Source organism: Roseateles sp. UC29_93, from assembly GCF_042695725.1.
Lineage (GTDB): Bacteria > Pseudomonadota > Gammaproteobacteria > Burkholderiales > Burkholderiaceae_C > Roseateles > Roseateles noduli_A.
In genome coordinates this window covers 1,078,858-1,095,135 of sequence record NZ_CP170545.1, presented here as the reverse complement: position 1 = coordinate 1,095,135, position 16,278 = coordinate 1,078,858, and the positions used below count along the sequence as shown (strand labels likewise).

The window sequence follows — 16,278 nt, the reverse complement described above, 5'->3', positions numbered from 1 at the left end:
GCGTCGGGACGTCAGGGACGTCGAAGGCGTGGGCCGGACGGCCGGATCAGGGCGCGGCGACGTCGTTGCCGGAGGCGCCACCGCCCGCGGCGGCCGAGGCCGCGGCCAGACGCGCGGCGGCGGCTGGATCGACGGCGGCGGGCTGCGTGCGCAGCGGCGTGCCGGGGCGCAGGTTCTGCTTGCCGTCGAGCACCACGGTCGCGCCCGCGTCGACGCCGTCGACCACGGCCATCTCGCCGAAGGCGTAGCGCAGCTTCACCGGCTTGAGCTGGGCGGTCTTGTCGGGGCCGACGACGTAGACCTGGCGGTCGCTGCCGCGCAGGATGATCGCGGCCTGCGGGATCACGACCGCGTCCTTCATGCTGCGCAGCGTCATGCGCACGCGCAGGTACTGGCCGGGCCAGAGCTTCTGCGCGTCGTTCGTGAACTCGGCCTTCAGCTTGATGGTGCCGGTGGTCGCGTCGACGAGGTTGTCGACGAAGGTGAGCTTGCCGTGGGCGACCGATTCGACGGACTTGCCGCCCTTGCTGTCTTTCCGGGAAGGGCCGCCTTCGATGGTCGGCAGGACGACCTGCACCTCGGGCGGCCTGACCTGGGCGCCCGTGGCGGCGGGACGCATCGCGTCGAGCACGGGCGCGAGTTCCGTCTCGGGCAGGTTGAAGCTGATGGCGATGGGATCGATCTGGACGATGTTGACCAGCGGCGTGCCGGTCGCGCTGGCCTGGACCAGGCTGCCGGGCCAGACGTTCACGGCGCCGGCGCGGCCGGAGAAGGGCGCGCGGATCTCGTTGTAGCTCAGCGCGACGGCGGCGGATTCCACCGCGGCGGCGTCCGCGTCCACCAGGCTGCGGCCGCCTTGCAGGCTGGCCAGCGCGGTGTCCAGGGCGCTCTGCGCGACGAAGTTCTGCGCCAGCAGGTCCTTGGCGCGTTCGTACTGGCGCTGCAGGTCGCCGAGGCTGGCCTTGTCGCGGGCGAGCTGGGCCCGCGCCTTGTCGAGGTTGGCGCGGTCCGCGCGCTCGTCGAAGCGGAACAAGACCTGACCCTTGGTGACCGTCTGGCCGTCGTGGACCAGCACGTCGCGGATCGTCGAGGTGGTCTGGGCGCGGAGGTCGACCTGGTTGATCGGCGTGACGGTGCCGGAGGCTTCGACGGTGACCGGGACGTCGCGGCGCTGCGCGGTGACGACGCCGACGGTCTGCGTGCCGGCGGGGCCCGACGCTCCGGTCGCGCCGCGCGCGGCCGCGGCGGGTCCTGCCTCGCCGCCTTCGCGCGAGGCCGCCCGGGACTTCCACCACCAGCCTCCGCCCGCGATGAGCAGGACGACGATCAATGACAGGACAAGGGGCTTGCGGCGCATGAACACGTTCTCCAACGACAGTCATCCAGGGCGCGCTTTGCAAAGCTCCCTGAGGGCGCGGAAGGTTAAGTCCGGCTCTTTCGATGATTGTTTCGTTCAGGTTAATCCTGCGCGAGCGGGAGGAAAACCTGTGCGATTGGAGCGTGAAGGAACGTTTTCGGAGATGGCTGAAAGGAGCTTGTCACCCTCTCTCGCTTGCGGGAGAGGGAAGGGGTGAGGGCCAGCGGCCGTCAGAGTGCGAGCGCCTTGGCGAGCGCCGCGCCGACGACGGCGTTGTGCTTCACCAGCGCGATGTTGGTGACGAGGCTGGCGCCGCCGCTCAGGTCCTTGATGCGGGCGAGCAGGTAGGGCGTCACGGCCTTGCCGCTGATGCCCTGCGCGGAGGCTTCCGCGAGCGCCTGCTCCACGAAGCCGTCGATGACGGCGCGCGGCATCTCATGCGCCGCCGGAACCGGGTTGCTGATCACCGCGCCGCCGCTCAGCCCGAGCGCCCATTTCGTCCGCAGGAAACGCGCCTGGTCGGCCGGCGCGTCGATGCGGAAGTCCGCCTTCAGGCCGCTGTCGCGCGTGTAGAACGCGGCGAAGTTCTCCTGCCCCACGGACAGCACCGGCACGCCGTGCGTCTCCAGGTACTCCAGCGTCAGCGCCAGGTCGAGGATGCTCTTGGCGCCCGCGCAGACCACGGCCACCGGCGTGCGGGCCAGTTCCTGCAGATCGGCGGAGATGTCGAAGGACGTCTCCGCGCCGCGGTGCACGCCGCCGATGCCGCCGGTGACGAAGACCTCGATGCCGGCCAGGCGTGCGCAGATCATCGTCGCGGCCACCGTCGTGGCACCGACGCGGCCGGTCGCGAGCGCGAAGGGCAGGTCGCGGCGGCTCAGCTTCATTGCGTCCGGGGACTGGCCGAGCAGTTCGAGCTGCGCCTCGTTCAGGCCGACGCGGATCTTCCCGTCCAGCACCGCGATCGTCGCGGGCACCGCGCCGTGTTCGCGCACGATGGCCTCGACCTCGCGCGCCGTCTGCACGTTCTGCGGGTAGGGCATGCCGTGGGAAATGATCGTGGACTCCAGCGCCACCAGCGGACGGCCCTGCGCCCGCGCGGCCGCCACCTCAGGCGAGAAGTCGATGAGGTTCTGGTCGATCAGGTCTTGCGTGCTCATGGGTTCTCTCTTGGATTCGAGCCTGAGGGGTCTCGGACTCGGATTGGGATTGGGATTCGTGCGCGCGACGCTCGGGCTCAGACGAGCAATGCCGGGCTCAGCGCCTCGCTGACGGTGGCGTCGCTCTGCAGCGTCAGCGCCGCCAGCCGCAGGCCGAACGCGCAGGCGCCGCGCAGGTCGTCGGGGTCGCGGTGCAACGCGGCGACGATGCCGGCGGTCATCGCGTCGCCGGCGCCGGTGACCTCGCGGATCGACGCCGGATCCAGCGGCGGCGCGGGGAGCAGGACGAGCGCGTCACCGTCGGAGAAACGGACGCCGTCCGCGCCGTCGCTGATCACGAGCCGTTGCAGGCCGGCTTGCCGCAACGATCGCCACGCGGCGTGCAAGGCGTCGTCGTCTGGCAGGGCCCGGCCCGACAGCGCCTGCAACTCGCCGCGGTTGAGCACCAGCAATTCGACACCGCGCAGATCGGCGCCCAGCCGCGCCATCTTCGGTTCCGACACGGCCACCAGCAGCAGGCGCTGGCCGCGCAGCCGCGCTTCGGCGCGCAACTCGTCGAGCGTCTCGCGAGGCAGGTTCAGGTCGGCGACCAGCCAGCGTGCCGGCGCCCGCTGCGGCGCGGTCTGGCGCAGGAAGGCAGGATCGAGCCGGTCCGTCAACTCCATGTGCGCGAGCGCCAGCACCAGCTCGCCGTCGGGATCGAGCACCGCCGTGTAGCTGCCCGTCGCCGCGTCGGAAGCCTGCAGGCAACCGGCGCAATCGACGCCCAGCCCCTGCAGCTGCGCCAGCAGCGTCTGCCCTGCGGCATCGCGTCCGACGGCGGTCAGCAGGTGGACCGGCAGGCCGAGCCTCGCCAGGTTCTCCGCGATGTTGCGGGCGACGCCGCCCGCCGATTCATGCTGCCGTGCCGGGTTCGAGCTGCCCATGCGCAGCGGGTCGACGGCGCGCAGCTTGCGGTCCAGGTTCGTGCCGCCGATGCAGACGATGGGCTGGCGCTGCGGCAGCACGTAGGCGCGGCCGAGGATGCGGCCCTCGCGGGTCAACTGCCCCAGGTGGCCGGCCACGGCGGAGCGCGACAGGCCGAGTTGGTCCGCCAGCTCTTGCTGGCCGATGAAGGGGTTGGCTTCGACCAAGGCCAGCAGCTGTTCCTTCGAGGAAAGTTCCTTGGGAGGCGTCATGGCGCGTGATTCTAGGGCGCCAGCCTATGCATGATCAAACAAATGTCTTTCATTAAAACATTTGTCAGTCGTTGCTGGCGTTGATATGAAGGGGTCGCGCGATAAGCGAACTTTTCATACGCTTAACGCGCTTCCACAGACCGGCACACGGCGGGAAGCGCACCGCATCAAACAGTCAAGGAGGACGCCATGCGGAAGAACTTGCCCGTCACCCAGCGCCAGTACGACTTCCCCGCCGACGCGACGCTGATGTCCACGACGGACACGAAGAGTCGGGTCACCTACGCCAACGAGGCTTTCGTCGAGGCCAGCGGCTTCACGACGGAGGAGTTGCTCGGCCAGCCCCACAACATCGTCCGGCATCCCGACATGCCGCCCGAGGCCTTCGGCGACATGAGGCAGACGCTGCAGGGCGGCGAGTCCTGGACCGGGTTGGTGAAGAACCGGCGCAAGAACGGCGACCATTACTGGGTCCGCGCGAACGCGACACCGGTGATGCGCAACGGCCAGCCGGTGGCCTACATGTCGGTGCGCACGCGGCCGTCGGCCGAGGAGATCGCCGGCGCGGAGCGCCTCTACGCCGACATGCGCGAAGGCCGCGCGAAGCACCTGCGCATCCACAAGGGCGTCGTGGTGCGCCAGGGCGCGATGGCGTGGACCTCGATGATGAAGACGATGCCGGTGCGCTGGCGCGTGCGGCTGCCCGTGCTCGCGCTGATGATCGCGGCGATCCTGTCCGCGTGGATGCAGCGCGGCCACGCTGGCCGTCGCGGCGACGTGGATCGGCGCCCTCGTGGTCGTCTCGCTGCTCGCGATGGGGTTCCTGCAGGCGCAGATCGTGGCGCCGATGGAATCGCTGGCGCGGCATGCGAAGCGCGTCGCCAGCGGCGACACGCGCGAGCCGCTGCAGATGGACCGCGTCGACGAGGTCGGCATGGCGCTGCGCTCGCTCAACCAGCTGGGCCTGATGTTCCGCTGGGTCATCGACGACGTGGCGGCGCAGGTGGTGACGGTGCAGTCGTCCAGCGGGGACATCCTCAACGGCAACAACGAGATCAGCTCGCGCACCGAGCAGGCCTCGGCGAGCCTGCAGCAGACGGCCGCGTCGATGGAGGAGATGAGCGCCACCGTGCGCAGCAACGCCGACGCCGCACGCCAGGCCGAAGATCTCGCGCAGGGCGCGAGCGTCGCGGCCGCGCAGGGCGGCGAGGTGGTCCGTCACGTCAACGAGACCATGGCCGGCATCACGACGTCCAGCAAGCGGATCGCCGACATCATCGGCGTCATCGACGGGATCGCCTTCCAGACCAACATCCTGGCGCTGAACGCGGCGGTCGAGGCGGCACGCGCCGGCGAGCAGGGACGCGGGTTCGCGGTGGTCGCGAGCGAGGTGCGCTCGCTGGCACAACGCAGCGCCGCGGCGGCCAAGGAGATCAAGCAGCTGATCGGGGAGAGCGTCGAGCGCGTCGAGGCCGGCGGCCGTCAGGTCGACGAGGCCAGCAAGGCGATGCACGAGATCGTCGAGCAGGTGAAGCGCGTCTCGGCGCTCATCTCGACGATCGGCAATGCGACGCGTGAGCAGGCGACCGGGATCTCCCAGGTCAGTCAGGCGGTCAGCGAACTCGATCGCACGACCCAGCAGAACGCGGCACTGGTGCAGCGGTCCGCCGGGGCGAGCGATTCCCTCGAGAAACAGGCCACGCAGCTGGTTCAAGCCGTGGCCGTGTTTCGGATGAGCTGAGCGGAGACCGACTGCGGGCGGACAAGCGCGGGCACTCCACGTCGCAGGGGGCGTCCCTCCGGGAACCCCCAGCGACATTCCGGCCCCACGCGCGCTCGCTGCCCGCGGGCCTTTGGACTTAGGACTCCGTCAGAAGAACCCGAGCTTCTTCTGCGAGTAGCTCACCAGCAGGTTCTTGGTCTGCTGGTAGTGGTCCAGCATCATCTTGTGGGTCTCGCGACCGATGCCGGATTCCTTGTAGCCGCCGAAGGTCGCATGCGCCGGGTAGGCGTGATAGCAGTTGGTCCACACGCGTCCGGCCTTGATGCCCTTGCCCATGCGGAAGGCCGTGTTGATGTCGCGCGACCACACGCCCGCGCCCAGCCCGTACGGCGTGTCGTTGGCGATGCGCAGCGCCTCCTCCTCGGTCTTGAAGGTCGTCACCGCCAGCACGGGGCCGAAGATCTCCTCGCGGAAGATCCGCATGTCGTTGGTGCCCTTGAAGAGCGTGGGCTCGATGTAGTAGCCGCCGGCCAGATCGCCACCCAGCTGCGCGCGGCCACCGCCGATGAGGCACTGCGCCCCTTCCTGCTTGCCGATCTCGAGGTAGGACAGGATCTTGTCCAGTTGCATCGACGAGGCCTGCGCGCCCATCATCGTGTCGGTGTCCAGCGGGTTGCCCTGCTTGATGGCCTTCACGCGGTCGATCGCGCGGGCGATGAACTTGTCGTAGATCGATTCGTGGATCAGCGCGCGCGACGGGCAGGTGCAGACCTCGCCCTGGTTGAACGCGAAGAGCACCAGCCCCTCGATCGCCTTGTCGAACAGGTCGTCGTCCTGCGCGGCGATGTCGGGGAAGAAGACGTTCGGGCTCTTTCCGCCCAGCTCCAGCGTGGCCGGGATCAGGTTGGTCGCCGCCGCCTGCGCGATAACGCGGCCCGTCGCGGTCGAGCCCGTGAACGCGATCTTGGCGATGCGCTTGCTCTGTGCGAGCGGCATGCCGGCTTCCTTGCCGTAGCCGTTGACGATGTTGAGCACGCCCGGCGGCAGCAGGTCGGCGACGAGCTCGGCCAGCAACAGGATGCTGATCGGCGTCGACTCGGCCGGCTTGAGCACGACCGCGTTGCCCGCGCCCAGCGCCGGCGCCAGCTTCCAGGCCGCCATCAGGAGGGGGAAGTTCCACGGGATGATCTGGCCGACGACGCCCAGCGGCTCATGGAAGTGGTACGCGATGGTGTTGGCGTCGATCTCGCTGAGCGCACCCTCCTGCGCCCGCAGGCAGCCGGCGAAGTAGCGGAAGTGGTCGACCGCCAGCGGCAGGTCGGCGTTCAGCGTCTCGCGCATCGGCTTGCCGTTGTCGACGGTCTCCGCGTAGGCGAGCAGCTCGAGGTTCTGCTCGATGCGGTCGGCGATGCGCAGCAGCACGTTGGCGCGCTCGGCCGCGGGCGTGGCGCCCCACTTCTCGGCGGCGGCATGCGCGGCGTCCAGCGCGAGCTCGATGTCGGCGGCGGTCGATCGCGCCGCCTGCGTGTAGACCTGCCCGGTGATGGGCGTGATCACGTCGAAGTACTGGCCGTCGCGCGGCGCGGTCCATTGGCCGCCGATGAAGTTGTCGTAGCGCTTCTTGAACTGCAGCGGCGCGCCGGCCGCGTTGGGCTTGGCGTAGATCATGGTGTTGTCTCCGTGGTTGTTGAGGCGAAGGACGCCTGGGGGCGTATTGCATGGGCCGTGCCAACGCCGCCTTCGCGCCGAAGACCCTGCCTGATGGGCGGAATGCCTCTTCCCAATCCGGCTGGCTTTGGTCAGGATCGGTCCGGCATGGCGCAGGCACGTCATCGGTGGCACAGGTGTTCCGGAATGGAACACCCGGGGTGTCGAGACCGGTTCAAACCGGCGGGCAAGACCCGATGAGCGCGCACCCAGCGCCCAAGGAGACAACGGCATGGTGAAAACCCCGAGCGACGCCGCCATGGCGCCGCGACTGCTGCGCGCGGCGCGGCGCGAGCTGCTGGACACGGGCCGGCTCAGCGTCGCGACGCTCGACGAAGGGCTGAGCCGCAGCTGGCTTCGCAGCCGCGATTTCGGCCTGAGCCCGGTCGGACGGCCGCCGGGCGCGCCGCACGCGTCGGGCGCGCAGTTGCGACGGGCGTTGGAGCGCCAGCATGAGCTGGTCGCCCACGCGAGGCCGGTGATGGAGGACCTCTTCGAGCAGACCCGCGACGGCGACGGCCTCGTGATCCTGGCCGACGCGCAGGGGCTGCTGCTCGGGGCGCTGGGGGACGGCCGCTTCGTCGATCGCGCGCAGCGGGTCGCGCTGCGGCCCGGTGCGATCTGGGACGAGCGCTGGCGGGGCACGAACGCGATCGGGACCGCGCTGGTGGAGCAGCGGCCGGTGTCGGTGCTCGGCGGCGAGCACTTCCTGGAGCGCAATGCCTTCCTCAGCTGCACGGCGGCGCCGATCCGCGATCCGCAAGGGCGCGTGCTCGGCGTGCTGGACCTCTCCGGCGAGCAGCACGGCTTCCAGCGGCACACGCTGGCGCTGGTGCGCTCGGCGGCGCGGATGGTGGAACACCGCCTGTTCCAGACGCGGCACGCGGATGGACTGCGTCTGCAGATCCACATCCAGCCCGAGGGACTGGGCACGCCGACGGAAGGGCTGCTCGCGCTGAGCGAGGACGGCTGGATCCTGGGCTGCAACGCGGCGGCGCAGGCGTGGCTCGGGACGGACGCGGCGCGACCGAGTCCGCTGGAGTCGGTGCTGCCGCTGCGATGGGCCGAGTTGATGGATTGGGCGCGACAGGATGGGGAGGGCGCGCGGCTGCTGCATCGCGAGGACGCTCCGCCGCTGTGGATGCGGCTGTTGGCGCCGCGCGGATGGCGACATCCCGCGCCGCCGGCATCGAATGCTGCCAGCGCGCCCCCGGCGGTGGTCGATGCCGATGTCCTCGCCCGTTCCTCGACGGACGTGCCGCGGGGCACGATCGTCGCGACGCATCCGGGCGTCGAGTCCGCGTTTCGAGCCTTGTCGGTGGAAGACGCCTTGCAGGCGCTGGACCTCGGCGACGCGGCGATGCATCAGGCGGTCGTCCGGGCGCGGCGGGTGCTCGACAAGCCGATCCCGCTGCTGCTGCAGGGCGAGTCGGGCGTTGGCAAGGACCTGTTCGCCCGCGCGGTGCACGACAGCGGTCCGCGCCGCGGTCGATCGTACGTGGCGGTGAACTGCGCCGCGCTGCCGGAGTCCTTGATCGAGGCGGAGCTCTTCGGCTACCGGCCTGGCGCGTTCACCGGGGCGTCGCGCGAGGGCGCGCCAGGGCGTTTGCGCGAGGCGCACGGCGGCACCTTGTTCCTTGACGAGATCGGCGACATGCCCTTGCCACTGCAGGCGCGGCTGCTACGCGTGCTGCAGGATCGGCAGGTGCAGCCGCTGGGCGGCGGGCCGTCGGTGCAGGTGGACTTCCAGCTGATCGGCGCGAGTCACCGCCCGTTGCGACCGCTGGTCGCGCAGGGGCTGTTCCGCGAGGACCTCTACTACCGGCTCAACGGGCTCACGCTGTGCCTGCCGCCGCTGCGGGAGCGGCAGGACCTGCCGGTGCTGGTGGAGCGCCTGCTGTCCGCGTTGGAGCCGATGCGGCGGGTGGTGCTCGATCCGCCGTTGGCGCGCGAGCTGGCGGCCTACCGCTGGCCCGGCAACGTGCGCCAGCTGGAGCAGGCGCTGCGCATCGCCTGCGCGCTGATGGAACCCGGCGAGTCGGTGATCCGGCGCGGGCATCTGCCGGACGATCTCGTCGAGGACCTCGACCAGGACGAGCGCCTGGTCATCCCGGTGCTGGTCCCGGTCGCGGCGCGGATGTCGACCTCGGCGGCGGGGCGATCGGGCGCGTCGCCGCGGACAGTCTCCGCAACAGACGCCGCAACAGACGCCACAACGGACGCCACAACGGACGCCACAACGGACGCCGCGCCGGCGATGCTGCGAGCCCAGTCCTGGGCCCACGCCCGTCGTGTCCTCGCCGCCTGCGACGGCAACCATTCGGAAGCCGCGCGGCGGCTGGGCATCGGGCGCAACACGCTGTACCGGCTGCTCAAGGAGCCTGACGCGTAGGGCGGCGTAGGGCATCGCCTCACGCGCGCATCAGCCATCCGCCGAAGCCGCGATGGGGTGAACCCGCCTTCCGGGATCGACGGCCGCTGCGTATCCTTTCATTCATGCGGTCCGGGTTTCTGGTGGTGGATCCGCAGAGGCGCAAGCCGGACGTCAATGGGTAAGGCGGACATTCGAAAGGATGTCCGCCTTCGTCTTTTGGGGCTCACCGGTTGGCGAAGTACTGGATCGCGCGACCGACGCGGGCCGTTTCGAGAAGGTTGCCCAGCTCTTCCAGCAACTCGTCGCCATCGCCGCAGTAAAGGCTTTGGAACTCGTAGACCAGGTGCGTGGCGTATCCACCGTTCGAGCCGGTCTCCCAACCCGCGATGACTCGTCCGTCACGTTCGTCCTCCGTGCTCTGGATGACGAGCCGGAGGGGCACGCTTGCGAGCCGCATCGCTTCATCTTCTTCGGCGTTGTGGAACTTGCCGACGAACAGCTTGCCCTTGCCGGACGTGCTGCGGCGGATGGCTTCGTCCAGCTTGCCGAGGATGCGCTCGATCTCGGCGAGCTCTCCATCGGCTGTGGTGGCGTTGTCGATGCCGGCGCGGATGTGGCTGTCGAAGTCGATCATGGGTATTGCCTTTCAATGTGTCCGACGATGGGAAGGTGATCGAAGATCCGTCGCGTCGAGCGGATCTCGAAGCCGGCCTGGGCTTCAGGGACGACACGCGTGGACGCCTCGTCCAGGCGCCAGCCGGACGTGCCGAAGAGCACTGCGGAAGAGACGATCAACTGATCAAAGGTCCGCCACCAGGTGTCCCTGCCACCACGATGGAAGTAGGTGCCCGGATCAGCGGCATGGTGTTTGACGAGTCGATGCTCGAACGAGCTCAGGTGTCGCCAGAACGGGTTGTAGAAGAGCTTCGGATTGCGCTTGATCTTGTCGTGGTCCCTGGTGGCACGCAGATAGCGCTCCAATCCTTCATCGAAGGGTTCGTCATTGAAGTCGCCCACGAGCACGATGTTCGGATGGGAACTGCCGCGGAAGATCTTGTCCTCGATCCAGTGGCGGAGGAACGCCGCGATGTGGGTTCGTCCACTGTCATGGCGATCCAGGTGCAGACGGCTGGGCCAGTGCGAGACGATGAGATGGATCCACTGGCTGTCGTCCCACAGGCGGACCGCGAAACGCAGGCCTACCTTGGTCACCGACTTCCCGTCCTCGAGCAGGATCGGATCCTGGAACTGGACGTGCACGTAGTCCTTGCGACTCAAGACGCACACGGAGAAGCGGCTTTTCCCCGCAGGGTGGCAGGCCGGCAGCCATGTATAGCGGGCGACCGCATCCGGGCACTTGTCCCGCAGGGCGGCGATGGCGCTGTCGGACATCTCGCCCAGGATGATGATGTCGGCCAGAACCACGTTCATCAGCCGCATCAGTACATCGGCCGCGGCCAGGGCGACGGCGTCGCTGATCGTGGCGGCCACGTGCGCCGGCGAGAGTTTGGTGTTCCACCATGCGATGCGCAGGCCCGTCTCGGGCGGAATGGGATCGGGAGTCATGGGCCGAAGCATGTCCTTGGCAGAGTCTGTTCCACATCGCCGAGCCCTGGCTGCCGGCGCCTGCTCCACTGCGAAAATTCGCGGGGAGGGCAGTCACTCTACGGGGGTGGAATTCGCGATGCCAGCGTTGGAGCGCTCTCGAATTGGTGGACTTTCAAGCCTCGATACCGCTCATAAACTAGCGCACCCACCGATACCTGCGGTGGACACTCTCAACCGCGCTCCATGAAGCTCTACGAGACGCTCGCCGACGACATCGAACGCCAGATCCGCGGCGGCGTCTTCCGCCACGGCGACCGGCTGCAGTCCGTGCGCGAGACCAGCAAGCAGCGTCAGCTCAGCGTCACGACCGTGCTGCGCGCTTATGTGCTGCTCGAGAGCCGGGGACTCATCGTCAGCAAACCGCAGTCCGGGTACTACGTCCAGATCAAGCCCGGTGCCGCCGAGCTCGAGGCGCCCGCCACGCCGCGGCCGATCGCCGTCTCGTCCTCGGTCGACGTCAGCCGGCTCGTGCTGTCCACGCTGCGCTCGATCGCCGCGCATGACGCGGTGCCGCTGGGCTCGCCGTATCCGGATACCGGCAGCTTCCCCTTCGAGAAGCTCAACCGCTACGCCTTCGCCGCCGGCCAGGATCCGGCGCTGCGCACGCTCAAGGACGCGCTGCCGCCCGGTCATCCGCTGCTGATCCGCCAGATCGCGCGTCGCTACCTCGACAAGGGCCAGGCCGTCGATCCGGCCGAGATCCTCGTCACGATGGGCGCGACCGAGGCGCTCAACCTCTGCCTGCAGGCCGTGGCCAAACCCGGCGACGTGATCGCCGTCGAGACGCCGACCTTCTACGCGATGCTCCACGCCATCGAGCGCCTGGGCATGCGCGCGCTGGAGATCCCGACCGATCCGGTGCGGGGACTCGACGTCGACGCGCTGGCCGCCATCGCCGCGACGCAGCCGATCGCCGCCTGCATGGTGATGCCGAACTTCCAGAACCCGCTCGGCTTCCAGATGCCGGACGAGCGCAAGCGCGCGCTCGTCGCGCTCGCGGCGCGGCTCGACATGCCGCTGATCGAGAACGGCGTCTACAACGAGCTCTACTACGGCGCCGTCGCGCCCAGCACCCTCAAGGCCTATGACACGCGCGGCCTGGTCCTGCACTGCGGCACCTTTTCGAAGACGCTGGCGTCGACCTTCCGCATCGGCTGGGCGCTGCCGGGCCGCTATCGCGACGAGGTCGAGAAGCTGAAGTTCCTCAACACGCTGACCACGCCGCCGCTGCCGCAGGTCGCCATCGCGCGCTTCCTCGAACGCGACGGCTACGAGGCCCACCTGCGTCGACTGCGCAAGACCTTCGCGCAGCAGGCCAGCCTGATGCGCGCGATCGTGCTGCGCTTCTTCCCGGAGGGCACGCGCGTCTCGACGCCCGTCGGCGGCTACGTGCTCTGGGTGGAAATGCCGCCGGCCATCGATGGATTGCGGCTCTACGAGCTCGCGCTGGAGCGCGGCATCACCATCGGGCCCGGCTACATGTTCTCGGTGAGCAACAGCTATCGGCACTTCATCCGGCTGAACTACAGCACGCCGTGGTCCAAGGACATCGAGCAGGCGGTGATCACCGTCGGCAAGCTGGCCGCCACGTGCGCGCGACAGAACTGTTGAGACGATCGACTCGGTAGCAGGCAGGCCTGGCTTCTTGCGCAAGTCGGGCAGACCAGGCAGATCGAGCGGATCCAGCAGAAGCGTCGATCAGGTCAACTGGAAGGCCTCCGTCGGCGTGACGCGCTCCGGCATCGCGCGCCCGCTCAGGGCCAGCACCGAGCGCTCGATCCCCCGCGCCATCGCATCCAGCGCCAGCGCGTTGGGCGCCAGGCCGAAGGGCTCGGCGACCTCGTTGGCCACCGCTTCCAGCGCGATCAGCGTGTAGGAGAGGAACACGCACAGCAGCGGCGTGAAGAACTCGGTCGCGTCCACCAGCCCGAAGGGCAGCAGGACACAGTAGGTGTAGACCGTGCGATGCAGCAGCACCCCGTAGGCGAAGGGGATCGGCGTCGACGCGATGCGCTCGCTGCCGCCGATCGCCTTGCCGATCTCCGTCAGCTGCGTGTCCAGCGTCCAGAAGCGGGCATCGCCGAGGTGGCCGTCGTCCTGCAGCGCGCAGAGCCGCTCGCGCACCGCGTGCAGCGCCGCGCTCGAGGTCTGCGGATCGCGCCGCAGCCGGAACGCCTCGCGCTGGCCGACCAGGCGCACCAGGTCCTCTTCGGGATCCGTGCCGCGCAGCTCGTGCTTCAGCGCGTAGACCGCCGCCAGCAGCCGATCCGTCGCCGGCTGCGCCATCGCCTTGTCGGGCAGGTAGCAGAGCAGCTCGGACACCAGCGCGCGCGAGGCGATCAGCAGATTGCCCCACAGATGCCGGGCCTCGTTGAAGCGCTCGTAGCTCGCGTTGTTGCGGAAGCCCAGGAAGATCGCCAGCGTCAGACCGAACGGCGTCATCAGCGTCGCGTTCAGCGGGATCTTTTCGCCGAAGACCTGGCCGTGCGTCGCCACCGCCAGCACGCTGACCGCCGCCATGAAACCCAGCTGCGGGAGGATGGACGGCAGCACCGAGCCGTGCCACACGAACAGCAGCCGGAACCAGCTCTGTCTTGGTCGGATGATCATCGCGAATCTCCGATCAGGCGGGCGATGCGGAGGATGCGACCGAGATCGCCGATGCCGCCGATGTCGCCGGCGCCGCGGCCATCGCGGGCGTGGCGGCGGCCAAGGCAGTGGCCGTCCGCACCAGCCGCACCGGGATCGACTTGTACGACGGCGTGCCGCTGTCCTGGTCGATGTAGTCCAGCCGCGCCAGCACGTTGGCCTCGGGGTAGTAGGCGGCGACGGAGCCGCGCGCGATGTCGTACTCGATCACCGTGATGCCGGGCAGTCGCAGCGACCGGCCTTCGGCGACGGTCTCGATGTCGACGACGTCGCCGTGCTCCAGGCCCTGCGCGGCGAGATCGTCCGGATGCATGAACAGCACGTCGCGCCGGCCGAAGACGCCGCGGTAGCGGTCGTCCAGGCCGTAGACCGTCGTGTTGTACTGGTCGTGGCTGCGGATCGTGACCAGGCGCAGCGCGTCGGCGGACCAGGGCTCGTAGCGCTCGCGCACGCCGCGGAAGACAGAGAACATCGCCTTGCCGGTCGGCGTCGGCCAGCGGCGCTCCGTCGGCGGCAGCGGCATCCGGAAGCCGCCGGGCGTGCGGATGCGGCCGTTGTAGTCGTCGAAGCCGGGGATGGTCCGTTCGATCAGGTCGCGGATGCGGTCGTAGTCTTCCACCAGCGCGTGCCAGGCGACCTTGCTGTGCGGCAGCGTCGCGCGCGCCATGCCCGCGACGATCGCCGGCTCCGAGCGCAGCTGCGGCGACGCCGGCCGCAGCCGCTCCGCCGAGGCGTGCACCATCGACATCGAGTCCTCCACCGTGATCGACTGCGGCCCGCTCGCCTGCAGGTCGAGCTCGGTGCGGCCGATCACCGGCAGCAGGAAGGTCTCCTTGCCGACCAGCAGGTGCGAGCGGTTCAGCTTGGTGCCCAGGTGCACGCTCAGCGCCAGCGACTTCATCGCCGGGAAGCAGCGTTCGGGATCGGGCAACGCGACGGCGAAGTTGCCGCCCAGGCAGATCAGCGCCTTCGCCTCGCCGGTCTCCATGGCCCGCATCGCCCTCACCGCATCGTGGCCGTGCGCCCGCGGCGGCGTGAAGCCGAAGACGTCCTCGAGCCGGTCGAGGAAGTCCCCGGACGGCTTCTCGGTGATGCCGACAGTGCGGTTGCCCTGCACGTTGGAATGCCCGCGCAACGGGCAGATGCCGGCGCCGGGTTTGCCGATGTTGCCGCGCATCAGCAGCAGGTCCGCGATCAGCCGCACGTTGGCGGTGCCGGTGTTGTGCTGCGTCACCCCCATGCCGTAGGTGACGATCGTCGCCCCGGACCTGGCATAGGCCTGGGCCACGGTCTCCAGGTCGGCACGGCGCAGGCCGGACTCGTCCTCGATCTCGGCCCAGGAGGTGGCGTACAGGTCCTCCACCAGCGCGTCGAAGCCGCTGGTGTGCTCGGCGATGAAGTCGCGGTCCAGGATGCCGGCACCCTGGCCGGCCCAGGCGTCCAGCGCCAGCAGCGCCTTCATGATGCCCTTCAGCGCGGCCGCGTCGCCACCGGCCTTCACCTGCAGGTAGGTCGACGCGATGTCGGTCGAGCGGTTGGTCGCCATCTCGACGACGTCCTGCGGATCCGCGAAGCGCTCCAGCGCGCGCTCCCGCAGCGGGTTCAGCACGATGATGGGCACGCCGCGGCGGGCGCACTCGTGCAGCGTGCCCATCATCCGCGGGTGGTTGGTGCCGGGGTTGTGGCCGATGGACAGGATCAGCTCCGTCGACTCGAAGTCCGCCAGCGACACCGTGCCCTTGCCGATGCCGATGGACCGGGGCAGGCCGACGCTGGTGGCCTCGTGGCACAGGTTGGAGCAGTCGGGGAAGTTGTTGGTGCCGTACTCGCGGGCGAAGAGCTGGAACAGGTAGGCGGCCTCGTTGGACGCGCGGCCCGAGGTGTAGAACTCGACGCGGTCCGGCGACGCCATGCCGCGCAGCACCTCGCCGATGCGGGCGAAGGCCGCGTCCCACTCGACGGCGCGGAAGGTGTCGGTGGCCGCGTCGTAGGCCATGGGATGCGTCAGGCGGCCGAAGTTCTCGAGCTCGTGATCGGACAGCGCCAGCAGCGACGACACCGTGTGCCGCGCGAAGAAGTCCGGCGTCACGCGCTTGCTGGTCGCTTCCCAGGTGACGGCCTTGGCGCCGTTCTCGCAGAACTGGAAGGTGGACTTGTGCTCCTTGTCCGGCCAGGCGCAGCCGGGGCAGTCGAAGCCGACGGGCTGGTTGGTGCGCATCAGGACGATGGGCGCCTCGACGATCTCCATCTGCTGGCGCACCGCCTGCGCGGTGGCGCGCAGCGCGCCCCAGCCGCCGGCAGGTCCGTCGTAGCGACGGATGCCGGGGACTTCGCGGCGGGGGCGGGGGGGCATCTTGCTCATCGGGGACTCCAGGGCTTCCAGGGGGTGGCGCACTCCGGACTCCATGGTGGAGAGCGGCGCCGCCCCGTGGGGCATGCAGTTCGGACCGCCGCAAAGGAGCACAGTTCGCCAGCATCGCGTGGCGCCGCGGCCACGGAATGCCGGCCGGATGTCGGCGGAC

At 69.4% G+C, this 16,278-nt stretch carries 10 protein-coding genes and 1 pseudogene; 3 read left to right on the top strand and 8 right to left on the bottom strand.

Annotated features, from left to right (window positions below; translation table 11 throughout):
• Nucleotides 1–46: 46 nt before the first annotated feature.
• From ACFJIX_RS05075 to ACFJIX_RS05065, 3 genes are all read right to left on the bottom strand, one after another.
• Nucleotides 47–1,357: an efflux RND transporter periplasmic adaptor subunit gene (locus tag ACFJIX_RS05075; RefSeq protein WP_377158186.1), complete on the bottom strand. Its 1,311-nt coding sequence runs from the start codon at nt 1,355–1,357 to the stop codon at nt 47–49.
• 230 nt (nt 1,358–1,587) lie between these two features.
• Nucleotides 1,588–2,517, bottom strand: a complete 930-nt coding sequence (locus ACFJIX_RS05070) for a pseudouridine-5'-phosphate glycosidase (RefSeq protein WP_377158184.1) — start codon at nt 2,515–2,517, stop codon at nt 1,588–1,590.
• A gap of 77 nt (nt 2,518–2,594) precedes the next feature.
• On the bottom strand, nt 2,595–3,695 hold the full coding sequence (locus ACFJIX_RS05065) for a carbohydrate kinase (RefSeq protein WP_377158182.1): 1,101 nt from the start codon (nt 3,693–3,695) through the stop codon (nt 2,595–2,597).
• A 249-nt stretch (nt 3,696–3,944) separates the two neighbouring features.
• On the opposite strand from ACFJIX_RS05065, the pseudogene ACFJIX_RS05060 reads away from it, so the two are divergent.
• Nucleotides 3,945–5,436, top strand: a pseudogene (locus ACFJIX_RS05060) (methyl-accepting chemotaxis protein).
• Nucleotides 5,437–5,565: 129 nt separating this feature from the next.
• Here the strand turns inward: ACFJIX_RS05060 and adh are convergent.
• The gene (gene adh, locus ACFJIX_RS05055) at nt 5,566–7,086 is read right to left on the bottom strand and encodes an aldehyde dehydrogenase (RefSeq protein WP_377158180.1); all 1,521 of its coding nucleotides are present in this window, start codon (nt 7,084–7,086) and stop codon (nt 5,566–5,568) included.
• Between the two features lie 271 nt (nt 7,087–7,357).
• Between adh and ACFJIX_RS05050 the strand changes: the two genes are divergently transcribed.
• Complete coding sequence (locus tag ACFJIX_RS05050) at nt 7,358–9,517, top strand: sigma-54-dependent Fis family transcriptional regulator (protein ID WP_377158178.1); 2,160 nt, start codon at nt 7,358–7,360, stop codon at nt 9,515–9,517.
• Nucleotides 9,518–9,722: 205 nt separating this feature from the next.
• Here ACFJIX_RS05050 and ACFJIX_RS05045 read toward each other — a convergent pair whose 3' ends face one another.
• Nucleotides 9,723–10,133 carry a hypothetical protein gene (locus ACFJIX_RS05045; RefSeq protein WP_377158176.1) on the bottom strand — a complete coding sequence of 137 codons (411 nt, stop codon included), beginning with the start codon at nt 10,131–10,133 and terminating at the stop codon, nt 9,723–9,725.
• The gene (locus ACFJIX_RS05040; protein ID WP_377158174.1) at nt 10,130–10,990 is read right to left on the bottom strand and encodes an endonuclease/exonuclease/phosphatase family protein; all 861 of its coding nucleotides are present in this window, start codon (nt 10,988–10,990) and stop codon (nt 10,130–10,132) included. The genes ACFJIX_RS05045 and ACFJIX_RS05040 overlap by 4 nt, the downstream gene beginning before the upstream one ends.
• Before the next feature lie 300 nt (nt 10,991–11,290).
• Between ACFJIX_RS05040 and ACFJIX_RS05035 the strand changes: the two genes are divergently transcribed.
• Complete coding sequence (locus ACFJIX_RS05035; protein WP_377158172.1) at nt 11,291–12,718, top strand: PLP-dependent aminotransferase family protein; 1,428 nt, start codon at nt 11,291–11,293, stop codon at nt 12,716–12,718.
• A gap of 87 nt (nt 12,719–12,805) precedes the next feature.
• Here ACFJIX_RS05035 and ACFJIX_RS05030 read toward each other — a convergent pair whose 3' ends face one another.
• Complete coding sequence (locus ACFJIX_RS05030; RefSeq protein ID WP_377158170.1) at nt 12,806–13,717, bottom strand: bestrophin family protein; 912 nt, start codon at nt 13,715–13,717, stop codon at nt 12,806–12,808.
• Between the two features lie 13 nt (nt 13,718–13,730).
• Nucleotides 13,731–16,109, bottom strand: coding sequence for an FdhF/YdeP family oxidoreductase (locus tag ACFJIX_RS05025; protein WP_377161614.1), 2,379 nt, complete (start codon nt 16,107–16,109; stop codon nt 13,731–13,733).
• Between the last annotated feature and the right edge of the window lie 169 nt (nt 16,110–16,278).